We start from the raw sequence: 15,681 nt of genomic DNA on the forward strand, positions 1-15,681 counted from the left end.
ATCGCGACGACGTCGCGTCGATCAGGGCGGGAATTCGGACGCCGATGCCGCCCAAGGTCCCGACGTCTGCGAGACGCTGCGGATCAGCTTCCACACGGTGTTCAGCGCGTCGTCGTCGTCGATCGGGATCGAGATCCCGGCGACTCGCGTCGTGAGCAGGGAATAGTTGAGCGGCTGCTGCGAAGCATAGATCAGCAGATAGCCGCGCTGGTTGAACCCAATGCCCATGCCCAGCGTCGTGTCGCGCGCAAACCCGGATTGCCGGCCGATTCTGCCCTGTCCTTGTCCCTGCGGGGGCTGGCTCGGCGGCGTCGTACCGGGGGGCAAACGAGTCAGGCGCGACGTGTCGCTGAGCGCATTCGCCGCGGCTGCCGTTTCCACGAGATGCGATCCTGCCTCGACGTACTGGCTCTGCAGCGAGTCCTGCGGGAAGAGCAACCTGCTGCCGCGACCCGGGACCACGAGAAAGACCGCGACGTTCGCGGGCTTCGCGAGTTGGACGGTCAGGTGGCGTGGCGTGCGTTCGCCCGCGGTGGGCGCGACCTTTGGCGCGAGGTCGTTGTACTGCCCATACAGGTGCGGACCGCTGTGAATGCAGCCCCCCGCCGCGACGATGACGACAAGGGCGCCGGACCATATTCTATCCCAGCGCACGAGAGCTCGGGACACTTTTTCGACCCTCAATTCTTTCATGACCATCATCAAATCCGCGGTCGCGGGCATCGTTTCCTTGGTTACTACCGCGTACCTGCCGGTGCTGGCGCAAGTTCCAAGCGCGCCCGCACCTACCTCGAGCATTTCGGGACGCACGGCCGGCATGGAACGGCTCGACGGGTTCCTTCCAATCTATCTGGATCGGCACCAGGGTCGAATCCTGCTGGAAATTCCTCGTGACTCGACGCGTGCGCTCCTGCTCGTCTCGCAGGCGACGGGTCTCGGCTCGAACCCAATCGGGATCGATCGAGGCGCCAGTGGAGAGACACACGTCGCCCGGTTCGACCACGATGGCGACCGCGTCCTTCTCGTCCTGGAGAACTGGTCGTACCGCGGCGCTCCCACGAACCCGGACCATCTACGGGCAATCGCCGAGGCGTTCCCGCCGAGCACGGTGGCGTCGATGCCGTTGTTGGCGGAGGAGAGTGGACGACTGCTGGTGGACGCGACGGACGTCGCGCTCCGAGACTGGAACGACGTCGCGCGAACGCTGGCCCAGACTCAGCAGGGCGCGTACACCGTCGCTCGTGACCGATCGGGCGTCTATCGCGCGGACACCAAGGCATTTCCCGACAACACCGAGATCGACGCGTCGCTCACGTTCACCGCGACCGCCCGTCCCGGACCCGTCGTCGAAGCGATCGTGCCGGACGGCCGAGCGTTCACGGTGCGGCAGCATCTCAGTTTCGTGAAGCTTCCCGATGCCGGATTCCGGACGCGCGAGCGGGATCCCCGCGTCGGGTTCTTTGGCGTGACGTACAAGGACTACGCGCGGCCGATCCAACAGTCGCTCTCCGTGACGCTCGCCTCACGACATCGCTTGCAACGCGTCGATCCGAACGATCCGCGCTCGCCGATCAAAGAGCCGATTCGCTACTACGTCGACCGGGGAATTCCCGAGCCGATTCGCTCGGCGACGCTCGAGGGCGTGAAGTGGTGGGAGCAGGCGTTCGACCGCGCGGGTCTCGTGGGCGGGTTCAAGGTCGAGTTGCTGCCCGAAGGCGTCGACCCCATGGACTCGCGTTACAACGTCGTGCAGTGGGAGAATCGCAACGAGCGCGGATGGTCCGTGGGCGGCGCGCTCACCGATCCGCGCACCGGCGAAATGATCAAGGGAATGGCGCGGCTCGACTCGCACCGCGCGCGCACGGACTACAACCTCTACGCGGCGCTGATGGGTGCCGACGCGTCGCCGGCGGACACGGCGTTCGTGCTGGCGCGCGTCCGCCAGGTGAGCGCGCACGAGGTTGGGCACACGCTGGGGCTCGAGCACAACTACATCGCGTCGACATACGAGCGCGCGTCGGTGATGGACTATCCGCCGCCGCGGGTACGGCTCGACGCGAGCGGCCGCATCGATCTCTCGCAGGCGTACGCCGTGGGACCCGGCGCATATGACATTTGGGCAATTCACTGGGGATACGGCGTGTTTCCCGCGGCCAGCGAGCGCGATTCGTTGCGCGCGATCGTCGCCGACGGGTTGCGGCGCGGCTATCTGTTTCTCTCGGACGCCGACGCACGCCCGGAATACGGTTCGGACCCGCGAGTGAATCTGTGGGACGATGCGTCGTCGGCGTTCGACTTCATGAAGGCGGAGACGTCCGTGCGTCGCGTGGCGATGGCGAGGTTCGGCGACCGGAACATTCGCGCCGGCGAGCCGATCAATCTCCTCCAGGAACGCTTCGCCGCGCTGTACTTCATGCACCGCTTCGCGCTGAACGCGCTCTCGAAGACGATCGGCGGAATGGAGTACTCGAACGCCGTGCGCGGCGACGGACAGCAGGCGACGCGTCCGATTCCCTATCAGGAACAGTCGAACGCGCTGCGCGACATGCTCGCCGCGCTGAGACCGGAGGAGCTCGCGATTCCCGATACGGTGCTTTCGCTGATGTCGCCCAACGCCACCGCGGTGACGCCGTTCGTCGAGCTGTTCGGCAGCCGCACGCGCCCCGCGTTCGACGAGTTGGGCGCGGCGCAGACGTTGGCGCAGATGGTCGTCGACATGATCCTGCAGCGCGACCGGGCGGCGCGTCTCGTCGAGTTCGCGACGAGAGGCGCGGGGCCGCATCTCACGTTGGCGGCGACGATCGACGCTCTCGTGGCTGCTACCTGGAATGGCGTCACGTCGACGCCGAAGCTGGCGGCGATTCAGCGCGTCACGCAGCGCGTCGTGACGGAGAAGCTGCTTTACCTCGCGGCTGACTCCGACGCGGCGCCGGAAGTGCGCGCGATGGCGGCGTTCAAGGTCGGCGATCTCCGCAACCGCGCGCGCGGCAAGCTCGCCGCCGCGAAGGACGACGACGAGAAGGCGCACTGGTTGTCGATCGTGAACGACTGTACTCGATGGATCGAGAAGGGCGAGCTGCCGAAAATCACGCGCTCGCTCGTCGCGCCGCCGGGGGATCCGTTTGGGGTCGACCCCGGCTGAGCGCGAGGCGGGAAGGGAACTGCTAGTGGTAGTACATCTCCGACCAAGAGCGCTGTTTGAGCTTGGTCGGAATCCCGGCGCCGATCATCGCGTCGGCGATCGCGCACGACGAGTAGGTGACGAGCGCGTTACCCAGCAGGTTGTTGAGCTCGAGGTCGACGTCGGCGGCCATCACGGCGCCGTTGAAGTGACCGCCCGTACCCTGCGTGGTGAGGTGGCCTTTGACGATGACCGGTCCGTACCACTGGAAGCCGCCTTCGACCTGAAGGTCGCCGTCGACGAGGAGTACGCCCTGACCCACTCCGCCGGTGATGTGCGTGTTCCCCGTGGTGTCGGAGATATAGACGATCGGGAAGTACGTTTCGCACGGGCCGGCCGGCGTGTTCCGAATCGGGTCGCCCCAGTTCATTCTGTCGAGCGTATTGCAGCCGCCGCCGCCCGTGAGCGACGGATTTGGCGTGCTGCCGACGGCCGATGCCGGCATGCTGATCGTCGCCGCGGCCGTCAGCGTCGCCCAGGTGATTCCGTTGCCGTAGTCGAAGTACGTGCTGTCGTTACCGGCGGCCGGATTTACCTGGACGTCAGGGTTTCCTTCGACGCACGTGAAGTTCTTGCAGCCGGAGAGGCTGATCGTGCCGCTGTCGCCCCTCGTCGCCGCGATGCCGGGCTGCTCGGAGGTCGTGGGGCCGCAGTCGGTCCAACCTGTGGGCGGCGTGTCGCGGCCGTCGATGAACGAGCTACCGCCGAGCTTCAAGGCGCCTCGCAGCGTCAGCGCGGCCAGCACGTTGATCTGCGGGAAATTCAAGCGCATCACGTTGCTCGTCCGGTGGAGCGCCTGCGTGCTGCCCGAGCCGGCGTATCCAGTCGAGACCAGCAGGTACGTGTTGGTGTTCAAATGGGTGACTCTTACGGTGTCGGCGAAGCCGCGTGAAGGCTGCTTGTCGCCGATCGTCGCGACGGCGCCCGTCGCCAACTTGCTCATCGTCGAGTTGTTCCAGTTCGCGTAGGCGTTGTTCAGCCCATACTCCGCCGCACGAAACGCACGTTCCTGCGTGATCGTGTTCCGCCCGACGCGATTCTCCTGCGTCGCGGTGAAGAACACGCCGGCGAGGATCATGCCGATCAACACGATCGCTCCGATCGCCATCGGCAGTGCAAGCCCCTTACGGGACGAAAATCGCAAACGTCGGCTTCTATTCATCGTCAGGCTCCTGGTCAGCTTCTGTTGCGAAGGGCGATGCTCGTGGACAGCGAATCGTGGTACACGCCCTTGGTCATGCCCTGGATGTGGACATACCCCGTCGTTTGTCCGCGAATCGTGATGTCGATCCGCGCCACCTGCGACGCCGTCGCCGTGACCGTGCCGGTGGAGTCGTAGTACGTCATCCGGATTCCGCTCGTGTCCGGGGTCGATGACGGCGCATATGATCGGAACGGACCGGCGATCGGGTTGATCGCGATCCCCGCGCCACACGTGGAAGTTGCGGGGCTGCAGTACCCGAGGTACCACAGGCCATCCGAGAACTGGTGGAGGCTGTAGTGCGCCGTGCGTAGGAAGTGAATCGGCGCGCCCTCGAGGATCGTGGACTTGAGGCTACTTGAAAGGGCGAGCGTGATGCCGCTCGGCGAGTTGAACGCGGCGTCGCAGTTCCCCGTGTTGAGACTTGGGGTCGCGCTCACGGTGTACTGCCGCCAGGCGTCGTCGGTCGCCTTCGTCGTCGTATCATTTTCGTCGAAAACGGCTACCTGATCGCCGGCGCCCGGCAAGGTGATCCACGAGGTGAGCGTATTGCCGTTCGTGAGCGTGCCGGTCTGCGGGATGATGATCGAGGGGCCGCCAGGTGACGCGCAGATGACCGACGTACCGATCGTATAGTTGAAGTCGATCGACGAGTCGGTCATGGTCGTGATGTCGCCGCCCGAGCTCGAGATGCCGCGAAGGTCGCCGCTGAGAATCGCTTCCGCCTGGCGGAGCTGCGTGCGCATCTGAATCAAGTCGCTGGTGCCGCTGTAGAACTGCTGCTGCTTGGTCAGCACGTTCATCAGCGAGCCGCCCACGATCGCGAGCAGCACGAGCACGACGAGTGTTTCCGCCATCGTGAAACCGCTGCGCGAGCGCGCCGCCCGACTGGAATTCACCGCTCGATATGTCATGCGCATGGCACCACCGATCGCATCTCGACGTACCGCGTGAGTCCCGCGCGCGGCACGTAGGTCACCGACTCGACCACGGCCGAGCCTTTTCCGTTGATCTGCGTGATTACCCATTTCTCCGGCATGCCTCGCGTGGTCGCCGTGCCGCCGGTGCCGATCACGTTGCAGCCCTGGCTGCGGATGGTTTCCATGCGCTGCGTGGCCACGATGGCGGCGATCGCCGATTGATTGCCCCAGCGCATCTGCCGCAGGACGCCTACCGCGCCGCCGGCGAGCGACAGCAAGCCGACCGTGATCACGATGATCGCGATCATCAGCTCCGGCAGGGTGAAGCCCTCACGAGCGCGCGGTCCGAGCTTCGCCGGCGCCCGTCGGCTTACTGACCGCACCGTCGCGCGATGAGACCGAGTCGAGTGACGCATACGGAATCCTTGAAGCCGTTTCGAGTGAAGACGTAGGTGTGAGCGACGGTGGTGCCCATACCTCGCGAATCGAACACGATCGAGTCCTGGCTCGGCGCAGACCCGCCGAGGGTGACGGCCACCCCGCGCGCCGTCATCAGCGATACCGCCTTCGAGACGTTGGCCACCGTGCCGTCGGGCTGGTTGACCGAAGACCAGATGGTGTTGTTGTTCGCGTGGAAGTGTCCTGACTGCGACTGGCGGATCGCGGCGGCCCGCGCCGTGGCGAGGTAGCTGGTGAACTGCTGCTTCGCCGAGCGCACGGCCACGCGATCGCGCATGCCGGCGAACTTGGGCATCGAGATCGCCATCGCGATGCCCATGATGACCAGCACGACCATCGTCTCGATGAGGCTGAAGCCTCGGCGAGATCGCAGGCCGTCGCGCACGCGCGTGTAAGTGGCAAACGATGTCATTCTGGGATGCTCGGGTGCGAAAACGAGATAGGCCGCCTCGACGCAGCCCGACCACACTCAGTGGACTGGACCCGCGCCGGTTCGGTAACCCCAAATGATCGGCACGAGTTGTCACTGCCAAAGCGGCCTGCCAGCCGCGTAAACGTTCGTCGAGCAACATGTTGAGGACGGTTCCGCGCGCGGCGCCGTCACGGATTTTCACACCCTCGTATTGTTCTAAAACGTGACAGTTCGCTTGGGAGAACTAGGTCATGCGCATTCGCAGGTTGGGTGTGATCGGGGCGGGGACCATGGGGGGCGGCATCGCGGCGCTCGCGGCGTCGGCCGGCATCCCCGTGCTGCTGCTCGATGTGCCAGCCCCGCTGGGGGGGGCAGACCGGAACGCCGTCGCGCGCGGCGGCGTCGAGCGCGCGAAAAAAGCGAAGCCCGCGGCGTTCATGGCCGCCGGCCGCGCCGCACTGATCGAAATTGGAAACACCGACGACGACTTGGAGCGCCTCGCGGAGTGCGACCTGGTCGTCGAAGCGATTGTAGAACAGGTCGCGCCCAAGCGCGACCTGTATGCGCGCCTCGAGAAGGTGCTGCCGTCACACACGATCGTCGCGTCGAACACGTCCAGCATCCCGATGAGCATGCTCGTCGACAAACTGGGCGTGGATCTGCGGTCGCGTTTCGTCGGCATGCACTTCTTCAATCCGCCGCGATACCTCCATCTGTTGGAGATCATTCCCGGTCCGCAGACGTCGAGCGAAACGCTCGACACGGTGCGCCGTTTCAGCGATCGCGTCCTGGGGAAGGGAATCGTGCTCGCCTGCGACGTCCCCGGATTCGTCGCCAACCGGCTCGGCGTGTTCGGGATGGTGCTCGCCATCCGCCAGATGGAAAAGCACGACCTCAGCATCGATGAAACCGACGCCCTTACGGGCGTCTTAACCGGCCGCTCGAAGTCGGCGACGTTCCGTACGGCCGATCTGTCCGGCATCGACGTGATCGCGCACGTGACCAAGGAATTGAGCGAGGCGACGGGCGAGGATTTCACTCTCTCGCCGTGGGTCGTCGATCTGGTGAAAGCGGGCCGACTCGGCGAAAAGAGCGGCGCGGGTTTCTATCGCCGCGTCGGCAAAGAGATCCAGACGCTCGACTGGAAAACGGGAGAATACGCGCCGCAGTCCAAGCCCGGGTCTCCGGAGTTGGCGACCCTCTCGGCCATGCCACTGGCCGACCGATTCACCGTGATCCGCGATTGGAAGGCAGACGACCGATACGGCGCGTTCGTGCAGGAGTACCTGCTGCGCTTTTCCCACTACGTGCTGACCACCGGTCCGTTGGTCGCGCGCGACATTCCATCGATCGATGACGCGATGGCCTGGGGCTACGCGTGGGACGCGGGTCCCTTCGCGCAGATGGACCTGCTGGGCAACGAGTTTCTCGCCCGCGGCTTCTCTCGCCTATCGCTCGGCGAGCCGGACCTGCTGCGCCGCGCGAAGGACGGCTTCTTCAGTGACGACGGCACGAAAGTCCTCTCGTTCAAGGGCGGGTACGAGCCGATCGAGCGTCCGGCGGGGGAGATTCGTCTCGCCGACTTCCATCGTCCGTCGAATCGGTCTCACCTGCTCGAGGACTCGCGCGATGCGTCGCTGATCGACGTCGGCGGCGGCGTGGCGGTGCTCGAATACCATAGTAAGCTCAACACGCTCGGCGAGGGCGTGATCGCGATGATCCACCGCGCGCTCGACCGCGTAGAGCGAGACGGGCTCACCGGCCTCGTGATCGGCAACGACGATCCGCGTACGTTCACCGCGGGCGCCGATCTGGCGTACATGCTGTCGCTCGTCGATGAAAAAGACTGGTCGCGCGCGGCGGAGGCCTGCCGGCACTTTCAGAACACGGCGCTGCGGATTCGACAATCGCCGTTTCCCGTCGTCGCGGCACCGTTCGGTCTCGCGCTCGGCGGCGGATGCGAGTTTTCACTCTACGCGGATCGCATTCAAGCGCACGCCGAGCTGTACATGGGGCTGGTCGAAGTCGGCGTGGGAATCATTCCCGCCGGCGGCGGTACGACGGAGCTGCTTTTCCGATTCGCGAGCGAGCTCACGCCGTACATCGAGGCCGATCCGTTCGAGGGAGTGCGGCGCGCGTTCCAAGTGATCGCCATGGCGACGACGAGCACGAGCGCTCTCGACGCGCGAGCAATCGGTTATCTGCGCCCGACCGATCGCATCACGATGAACCGCGATCGCCTGATCGCCGACGCGGTGGCCCGCGTGACGGATCTGGCACCCGACTACGTGCCCTCCGTGTCCCGTCGAATCACGGCGATGGGAAAGGACGCGCTGGGCAACCTTCAATACGCCGCGTGGTCGATGAAAGAAGCCGGCCAGATCTCCGACCACGACGTTCGCATCGCGCACGAGCTGGCGTACGTGCTCACCGGCGGCGACGGTCCTCCGCGCCAGGTGACCGAGCAGGACATTCTCGACCTGGAGCGCGAGGCGTTCCTCAAGCTCCTGGGTACGAAAGAGACGCAGGAGCGAATCAAGTACATGCTGAGGACGGGGAAGCCGCTCAGGAACTGAACGGGTGGACAGGTGGACAGGTGGACAGGTGGACAGGCACTGCGACCGACGCTCTTCGTCTTTGCTCTTCCCGTCCACCCGTCCACCTGTCCACCCGTCCACCGCTTCAATCGAGGTACCCAACCAATGAAAGAAGTCGTAATCGTTTCCGCCGTTCGCAGTCCCGTCGCCCGTGGCAAGAAAGACGGGGCTCTCGCGGACGTTCACGCCGTCGATCTCTCTGCGGCGATGATGAAAGCGGCGATCGATCGTGTGGGGATTGATCCCGCGGCGATCGACGACGTGTACTGGGGGTGCGCGATGCCCGAGGCGACGCAGGGGCTCAACGTCGCGCGGCTCGCGTGGTTGCGCGCGGGACTGCCGGTCAGCGTGCCCGCCGCGACCATCAACCGATTCTGCTCTTCGGGCTTACAAACGGTCGCACTCGCCGCCCAAGAAATCATGAGCGACATGGCGGACGTCGCGCTCGCGGGCGGTGTGGAGATGATGAGCCAGGTGCCGATGTCGGGCTATCACACGCGGCTCGATCCCGAGATCACCGAGTCGTACATCGGCATGGGCTACACGGCGGAGCGCGTCGCCGAGCGATGGAAGGTGACGCGCGAGGACCAGGACCGTTGGGCTTTGGGGAGTCAGCAAAAGGCTGCGCGCGCCTTGAGCAGCGGAGCGTTCGACGGGCAGATCGTGCCCGTCGACGTAGAGCGCGCGACGTGGAATGGCGCCGAGAAAACCGAGACCACGACGAAGTTCGAGCGCGACGAGCTTCCGCGTCCCGACACGACGATCGAGGGTCTCGCAAAGCTGCGACCGGCGTTCAAGGTCAACGGCACGGTCACCGCCGGTAACGCGAGCCCCTACTCGGATGGTGCGGCGGCGGTTCTGCTGATGACGGCGGAACGAGCGAACGAGTTGGGACTCAAGCCGCTCGCCCGCTTCATCAAGTTCGCGGCGGCGGGCGTCGAGCCGGACGTGATGGGGGTCGGCCCGATCAAGGCGGTGCCGAAGGCGCTCAAGCGTGCCGGCATCAAGCTCGACGACGTGAAGCTGATCGAGTTCAACGAGGCGTTCGCGGCGCAGGTCGTGGCGGTCGTGCGCGAGCTCGGGTTCGACGAGTCGAAGGTGAACGTGAACGGCGGCGCGATCGCGCTGGGGCATCCGTTGGGCGCGACGGGCGCGAAGCTGACGACGCAGCTCGTCCACGAGCTAGGGAAGCGCGGCGGCGGGACGGGTCTCGTGACGATGTGCATCGGCGGCGGGATGGGCGCCGCGGGATTGTTCGAGGTCTACGCGGCGGCCTGACGCCGCGTCTGGAATCCAGCGGCGACCCGCGGTATTGTCTCTCGGTCTCACCCGAGAGAATCGTCATGCGCTCGCTGCTCGCGCTGTTCGCCGCCGCCGTCCCCGCGTTCGCGTCCGCCCAACCGGTCTCGGTGACGTTCCCGAATCCGCTCAGTCGCTCGCGCAACTACTACATGAACGCTCAATCCGCTCCGATCATCATCCGCGCCGACCGAATCGTCGACGGCAAGGGCAACGTGATCCAGGGCGGAGACGTCGTCGTCGAGAACGGGAAGATCGTTCGCATCGACAAGACCGCGAGCGGAACGCCGACCTACGATCTGAAGGGCTACACGCTCCTACCCGGCCTGATCGACGCGCATGCGCACCTGTCGTGGTACTTCAATAGACAGGGGCGTTACCACACGCGCGCCGATGGCGACACGCCCGTCGAATCGATGTTGTCGATGGCCGCCAACGCCTACGCGACGCTCATGGCCGGGTTCACGACGATTCAGAGCCCGGGCGATCCCGAGGACAAGGATCTGCGCGAGTGGATCGCGAGCGGCGGCGTGCCTGGTCCCCGCGTGCTCACATCGCTCAGCCCGTTCAACAACGAGCGACTGGAGCCCGACACGCTTCGCGCGCTCGTGCGACAGCGCAAAACGCAAGGCGCCGACGTCATCAAGATCTTCGCCTCGAAGAGCATCCGCGACGGCGGCGCACAGACCATGAGCGACGCGCAGCTTTCGGCGCTCTGCGGCGAAGCGAAAGCGCAGGGGATGCGCACGATGGTCCACGCGCACAGCTCGGAGAGCATCAAGGCGTCCGTGAACGCGGGTTGCAATCAGATCGAGCACGGCGTGTTCGCCAACGACGAAGTGCTCAAGTTGATGGCCGACAAGGGCGTCTACTTCGACCCGCAGGTGTGCCTCGTCTTCCGCAACTACCTCGACAATCGCGCCAAGTACGAAGGGATCGGCAATTACAACGAGGCCGGTTTCGCGGCGATGGAAAAGGCGCTGCCGCTGGCCGCCGCGATGTACAAGCGTGCGATTCACACGCCGGGCCTCAAGGTGATCTTCGGGACCGACGCCGTCGCCGGCGCGCACGGCCGAAACGCCGAGGAGCTGGTGTGCCGTGTGAAAGACGGCGGGCAGTCGCCATTGGACGCGATCACGTCGGCGACGTCGCTCACGGCCGAGTCCATGCACCTCGGCAACGAGATCGGCGCGATCGCGCTCGGGTTGCAGGCGGACATCATCGCGGTTCGCGGCGATCCGACGAAAGACATCACGACCCTGCGGAACGTGCAGTTCGTGATGAAGGGCGGGAAAGTCTACAAGAACGAGCGCTGAGCGTTCAGCCGCGCATCGTCGCGGCGTCGATCCTCATCGCCTCGCACCAGCGCACGTAAGCGGCGGGCGAGATCTCCGACGGCTTGATCTCGCTTCGCCCGCCCCAGAACACGTTCGTGTAGGACACCGGCATGCCGATCGCCTCGAGATGCGCGTCGATCGCCGCCTTGTGGGCGAGCACCGTCGGCTTCTCGGTGCCGTGCGCGACCGCCATGATGTTCACGTGGGCGAAGTCGGGCCCGCCCTCGCGCCAATATGCGTGCGTGAGGATGTGATGACGTCCGATCTCGCGCCCCGCTTCGATCTCGCGGCCCGGCGGTACCCGCCAGTGGAAGAGCGCGTTGTAGCGCGTGACGCGTGTCCCGCCGGCCGACGGCTTCACGTGCTCGAGGAAGGTCGAGAAGCGTCCGATCACGCCGCGCTCGTTGAGCGAGCGCGCGACCATCGCGAACATGTGCAGCGGCAACCGCGCTTCGGCCGCGCGGCCCTGCCAGGGGTCGTCGACGATCTCATCTACGGCGAACTCACGCTTGAGCGGCTCGAGCACGCGCCACTCGAGGTCGCTCAACTCGACGATATTCGTGTCGATCACCTGTCCGGGTTCGTCGGTCTTGCTTCCCGGTTCGATGCCCCGTCGCCGGACGTGGCCGACGCCGAGCGCGAACAGCCGTTTCGCCGGCATGACGCGGAAGGTCTCCGCGCCGACTCGTGCCGCGAGCACGTCACAGTGGCGCGACATCGAAAATCCCTGCGGTATCTTGAGCGTGGTCCAGAGACGAAACGCCGATCCGGTCGTTTCGGCGTCGGTCGAACGGATCACGATGTGCCCGGAGAACGGATCTTCCTTCCACATGAAGTCGAACGCCGCGTCGAGGCGATCGGCCGGCACGCGCCAGGCAACCAGCGCCCCGGGCGCGAGGTTGGTCGCCATGAGCGTCTGCCGGATTCGGCGGATCGTCTTCGCGGCGAGCATCGCGCGGAGGCGCTCGTGGACCGTCGCGACGTCGAGCTCGGCGAGGCGCGCGATCTCGACGAACGGGTCGATCAAAAAGCCCGCGATGCGATCCTCGGAAACGGCGAGGATGCGCGCGTTGACTGGGTCGGTGATTTCGGTCGGAACGGAAGCGACTTCCATGCTACAAAGCTAGCCGCCGGGTGCGCCGTCAGTTGCCCATCGGGAGCGGCGTGGGCAGCCACACGGTGAATCGCGAGCCTTCGCCCAGCACGCTTTCGACCGTGATGTCGCCGCCCATCATCTGAGCGAGATTCCGGCTGATCGTGAGTCCGAGGCCGGTGCCGCCGTGTGAGCGGGTGTAGCCGCCGTCCACCTGCACAAACGGCTGAAAGATCCGCTCGAGATCGCTCGGAGCGATTCCCACGCCCGTGTCTTGGACGGTGATCGTCGCCCACGGCGAGGCCGGCCGCTCCTCGACGACGGTCTTCTTGGCGCTGCCGCAGGCGATCGACACGCAGCCGCCGGCAGGCGTGAACTTGACCGCGTTGCCGAGGAGGTTCGTGAGAATTTGCTGAACGCGCTGCGGGTCGCCCACATAGGTCGTCCTCGGGATACCCTGGAGCCGAGCGTCGAGATCGACGCCTTTGGTCGTGGCGGCCGGGCGAATGAGCCCGAGCGCCGCTTCCGCCACGTCGCCGACGACTCCGACCGCGGATTCCACGCCCATGCGGCCGGCTTCGATCTTCGACAGGTCGAGAATCTCGCCGATCATCGACGTCAGGTGTTCGCCGCTGGCGCGGATGCGCGAGAGCTGCGTCGCCTGCGCCGCCGTCACGGGACCGGCGATCCCCATTTGCAGCAGCTCGGCGTAGCCCATCATCGCGTTGATCGGCGTGCGAATCTCGTGGCTCATCTTCGCGAGGAAATCCGATTTGGCGTTGCTCGCCGATTCCGCTTCCAGTCGCAGATCGAGAGACCGCCGATAGATGAGGGTGTTGTCGATCGCCACCGCGGTGCGGCGCACGACTTCGGTGGCGATCTCGAGATCTTCTTCGCTGAAACGGCGTCCCGAGGTCGTCATCGTGAACGACATCGCGCCGAATGCACGGCCCCGCGCGATGAGCGGGATGCACATGAAGGAGTTCGGGGCGACCTGCTGAAGCAATCGCTTCATGTCCTCCGAGTCGATCGATGCGCGAACGGCCTCGCGATCGATGACCGGAACGATCATCGGCCGCTGCGTGCGGATGACCTCGGGAACTTCGCCCGGCCCGTCGACGCGATACTTGAACCGCCGAACGAGGTCGACGACCGCCTCCTGCTTGAGCCGATCGCGATGCACCGTGGCGATGCGACGAACCGTTCCGTCGTCCTCCGCGACGTGGATCGTGCAGTAGTCGGCGAGGCGCGGCACGCAGTGACGAGCCAAATCGGCGAGAAGCCGCTCATCGGAAAGCGAGCCGGCGACGATGCGGCTCGCCTCGGCGAGAAACTCCTGCGTGTCGACCGATTTGGTGAGTCGCGCGACGGCGCCGGCCGACGCGGCGGCGGAATCCTCGACGCGTTGCACCATCCGGTTGAACACCGCGCCCAGACGGCCGATCTCGTCCGTGCGGCCGACGTCCACTCGCCAAGCGACTTCGCCGTTGGCGATCGCTTCCGCGGCGTCGGTGAGCTCCGTGAGCGGACGGACGAGACGTCGCGTCGCAATCCAGGAGAGGAACGCGCCGGTTGCGGCGAAGAGAAGCGCGAGGCCGCCGAGGATGCGGAGCGAAGCGGTCTGCGTGGACAGAATGGTGGCGAGAGGCTCTTCGATCGACACGAGCAAAGGCGAACCATGCACGGGCGCCGTCGCGCTGAGCATCGTGCCGACTCCAGGTCGCTCCACGAGACCGAGGCTGTCGAACAACTCACGGTGCCTGAGTGGCGCGGTCACCGGTTCACCGCTGACCAGCACCCAATTGGAACCGCTCACATTGTGGACGTAGACCGAGCCGCCGGCACCCACGAGGTCGTGCATCCGTTGATTGATCTGTGTCGTCGCACCGAACCGGCGGTGCTGCACGACGTATCCGACGCGGTTGCCGTCGGCGTCGCGCGCGACCGCGACCATCCACACATTCGACTGGCGACCACTGGTGTAGATCCCGCTGACGAGACTCGAGTCGCGAGCGCCCGGCGGAAAACGCAGCAGGCTGTCGCGAAACGCGCGCGTCGCCGGCGGCAGCTCGGCGTCGAGGTTTCCGACGACGCGTCCGTCAGCGGTCCAGAGCTGGGCGGCGGCAGGTTGCGGTGTGGCCGCAAACGATGCGTTCGCGGCTGGTGCCGGTGCCGGCGAGAGCGCGCGTTCCACCGCTGGCGTGAGCGGACGGCCAGGAGAGCGAAGCGCCGAGAGAACCGCGGTGTCGCGCGCGGCCGATAGGAGCGTGCCGAGGCGCATCGTGTTGAGTCCCTCGACGGTCGTACCGACGATTCGCGCGAGGCTCGACAACCGCTCAGCGGCGGCCGTTTCGGCCGCGCGGCGCGTCTCGTAGTACGACACGATCGCCCAGGCGCCCAGGATCACGCTGAAGAGAGCGAGCACCAGCAACGGCAGCTTCCGCTCCAGGGGAAGTTGCGTTGGTGAAGCCCGTTCAGCGAAGCTCGGCGCCGGTAGAGTCGTCGCGGTCACGTCTCGCCGTGCGGCACCGTCAGGTCGCGCCCCCACCTTGGCCATCTCCGTTCTCGAGCGATCGCCATAGGTACCAACACGCGACTGTGCTGTGCGGACTCCACTTCGCGCCGATCGCGCGGACTTGTTTGGGGCTCGGTCGCTTTCGCTTCCCATACGCGCGTCGGATCGCGTTTTGAATCCCCAGATCGAGTTCCGGCAGTACGTTGCGACGACCGAGGCGGAACATCAAGAACATTTGTGCCGTCCAGCGACCAATTCCTTTCACTTGAACGAGGTGAGCGATGAGCTCGTCATCGTTCATGCGGTCGACCTCGTCCAGCGGCAAGCCACCGGCGACAACCTTTTCAGCCAGATCGCGCAGATACCCGATCTTTTGCCGTGACAGTCCGACACCACGCAACTGGGCGTCCGTGAACTCGAGCAGTGAAACCGGCTCGGGTCCTTCGCTCGCGAAGAGCGCGGCGAAGCGGCCATGGATCGTTCCAGCCGCCTTTCCTGAGAGTTGTTGAAATACGATCGACCGCGCGAGCGCCTGGAAGTGTGTCCCTTCGCGGCGGAGCGGCAGGCGGCACGGACCGACCTGCTCGATCACGCGGGCGAGCACCGGATCGACCTTCTTGAGATGTCTGACGGAGGCGCGATAATCGGGCATCGGCAAAATTTACGC

General features: G+C 65.6%; 12 protein-coding genes. 4 read left to right on the forward strand and 8 right to left on the reverse strand.

The window, feature by feature from the left end:
- Positions 1–21: 21 nt before the first annotated feature.
- On the reverse strand, positions 22–723 hold the full coding sequence (locus tag VGQ44_12465; protein ID HEV8447633.1) for a hypothetical protein: 702 nt from the start codon (positions 721–723) through the stop codon (positions 22–24).
- Between VGQ44_12465 and VGQ44_12470 the strand changes: the two genes are divergently transcribed.
- The gene (locus VGQ44_12470; protein HEV8447634.1) at positions 692–3,142 is read left to right on the forward strand and encodes a zinc-dependent metalloprotease; all 2,451 of its coding nucleotides are present in this window, start codon (positions 692–694) and stop codon (positions 3,140–3,142) included. The genes VGQ44_12465 and VGQ44_12470 overlap by 32 nt on opposite strands.
- A 22-nt stretch (positions 3,143–3,164) precedes the next feature.
- Here VGQ44_12470 and VGQ44_12475 read toward each other — a convergent pair whose 3' ends face one another.
- Genes VGQ44_12475 through VGQ44_12490 form a run of 4 tightly spaced genes read right to left on the reverse strand, consistent with a single transcriptional unit; the run spans position 3,165 to position 6,173 of the window.
- Entirely contained in the window at positions 3,165–4,343 is a 1,179-nt protein-coding gene (locus tag VGQ44_12475; protein ID HEV8447635.1) for a hypothetical protein, read from the reverse strand.
- 14 nt (positions 4,344–4,357) lie between these two features.
- The gene (locus VGQ44_12480) at positions 4,358–5,302 is read right to left on the reverse strand and encodes a prepilin-type N-terminal cleavage/methylation domain-containing protein (protein ID HEV8447636.1); all 945 of its coding nucleotides are present in this window, start codon (positions 5,300–5,302) and stop codon (positions 4,358–4,360) included.
- A complete protein-coding gene (locus VGQ44_12485; GenBank protein HEV8447637.1) occupies positions 5,293–5,718 on the reverse strand; it encodes a prepilin-type N-terminal cleavage/methylation domain-containing protein in 426 nt (141 codons plus the stop codon). Before VGQ44_12485 ends, VGQ44_12480 begins: the two co-directional genes overlap by 10 nt.
- Entirely contained in the window at positions 5,673–6,173 is a 501-nt protein-coding gene (locus VGQ44_12490) for a type II secretion system protein (protein HEV8447638.1), read from the reverse strand. Before VGQ44_12490 ends, VGQ44_12485 begins: the two co-directional genes overlap by 46 nt.
- A 251-nt stretch (positions 6,174–6,424) precedes the next feature.
- Between VGQ44_12490 and VGQ44_12495 the strand changes: the two genes are divergently transcribed.
- The 3 genes from VGQ44_12495 (at position 6,425) to VGQ44_12505 (ending at position 11,385) form a co-directional block, all read left to right on the forward strand.
- The gene (locus VGQ44_12495; protein HEV8447639.1) at positions 6,425–8,749 is read left to right on the forward strand and encodes a 3-hydroxyacyl-CoA dehydrogenase/enoyl-CoA hydratase family protein; all 2,325 of its coding nucleotides are present in this window, start codon (positions 6,425–6,427) and stop codon (positions 8,747–8,749) included.
- A 126-nt stretch (positions 8,750–8,875) separates the two neighbouring features.
- Entirely contained in the window at positions 8,876–10,048 is a 1,173-nt protein-coding gene (locus VGQ44_12500; protein HEV8447640.1) for a thiolase family protein, read from the forward strand.
- 65 nt (positions 10,049–10,113) lie between these two features.
- Positions 10,114–11,385 (forward strand): amidohydrolase family protein, encoded by a 1,272-nt coding sequence (locus VGQ44_12505; GenBank protein ID HEV8447641.1) that lies wholly within the window; start codon positions 10,114–10,116, stop codon positions 11,383–11,385.
- 4 nt (positions 11,386–11,389) lie between these two features.
- Here VGQ44_12505 and VGQ44_12510 read toward each other — a convergent pair whose 3' ends face one another.
- Genes VGQ44_12510 through VGQ44_12520 form a run of 3 tightly spaced genes read right to left on the reverse strand, consistent with a single transcriptional unit; the run spans position 11,390 to position 15,666 of the window.
- Entirely contained in the window at positions 11,390–12,520 is a 1,131-nt protein-coding gene (locus tag VGQ44_12510; protein HEV8447642.1) for a hypothetical protein, read from the reverse strand.
- Positions 12,521–12,548: 28 nt separating this feature from the next.
- Positions 12,549–15,011 carry an ATP-binding protein gene (locus VGQ44_12515; protein ID HEV8447643.1) on the reverse strand — a complete coding sequence of 821 codons (2,463 nt, stop codon included), beginning with the start codon at positions 15,009–15,011 and terminating at the stop codon, positions 12,549–12,551.
- 19 nt (positions 15,012–15,030) lie between these two features.
- Positions 15,031–15,666, reverse strand: coding sequence for a DNA-3-methyladenine glycosylase (locus VGQ44_12520; protein ID HEV8447644.1), 636 nt, complete (start codon positions 15,664–15,666; stop codon positions 15,031–15,033).
- Positions 15,667–15,681 lie beyond the last annotated feature (15 nt).

The organism is Gemmatimonadaceae bacterium (genome assembly GCA_036003045.1).
GTDB lineage: Bacteria > Gemmatimonadota > Gemmatimonadetes > Gemmatimonadales > Gemmatimonadaceae > JAQBQB01.

Coding starts and splice junctions, on each gene's coding strand:
- VGQ44_12470 (HEV8447634.1), top strand. CDS start 692: ATGACCATCATCAAATCCGCGGTCGCGGGCATCGTTTCCTTGGTTACT.
- VGQ44_12465 (HEV8447633.1), bottom strand. CDS start 723: ATGCCCGCGACCGCGGATTTGATGATGGTCATGAAAGAATTGAGGGTC.
- VGQ44_12475 (HEV8447635.1), bottom strand. CDS start 4,343: ATGAATAGAAGCCGACGTTTGCGATTTTCGTCCCGTAAGGGGCTTGCA.
- VGQ44_12480 (HEV8447636.1), bottom strand. CDS start 5,302: ATGCGCATGACATATCGAGCGGTGAATTCCAGTCGGGCGGCGCGCTCG.
- VGQ44_12485 (HEV8447637.1), bottom strand. CDS start 5,718: ATGCGTCACTCGACTCGGTCTCATCGCGCGACGGTGCGGTCAGTAAGC.
- VGQ44_12490 (HEV8447638.1), bottom strand. CDS start 6,173: ATGACATCGTTTGCCACTTACACGCGCGTGCGCGACGGCCTGCGATCT.
- VGQ44_12495 (HEV8447639.1), top strand. CDS start 6,425: ATGCGCATTCGCAGGTTGGGTGTGATCGGGGCGGGGACCATGGGGGGC.
- VGQ44_12500 (HEV8447640.1), top strand. CDS start 8,876: ATGAAAGAAGTCGTAATCGTTTCCGCCGTTCGCAGTCCCGTCGCCCGT.
- VGQ44_12505 (HEV8447641.1), top strand. CDS start 10,114: ATGCGCTCGCTGCTCGCGCTGTTCGCCGCCGCCGTCCCCGCGTTCGCG.
- VGQ44_12510 (HEV8447642.1), bottom strand. CDS start 12,520: ATGGAAGTCGCTTCCGTTCCGACCGAAATCACCGACCCAGTCAACGCG.
- VGQ44_12520 (HEV8447644.1), bottom strand. CDS start 15,666: ATGCCCGATTATCGCGCCTCCGTCAGACATCTCAAGAAGGTCGATCCG.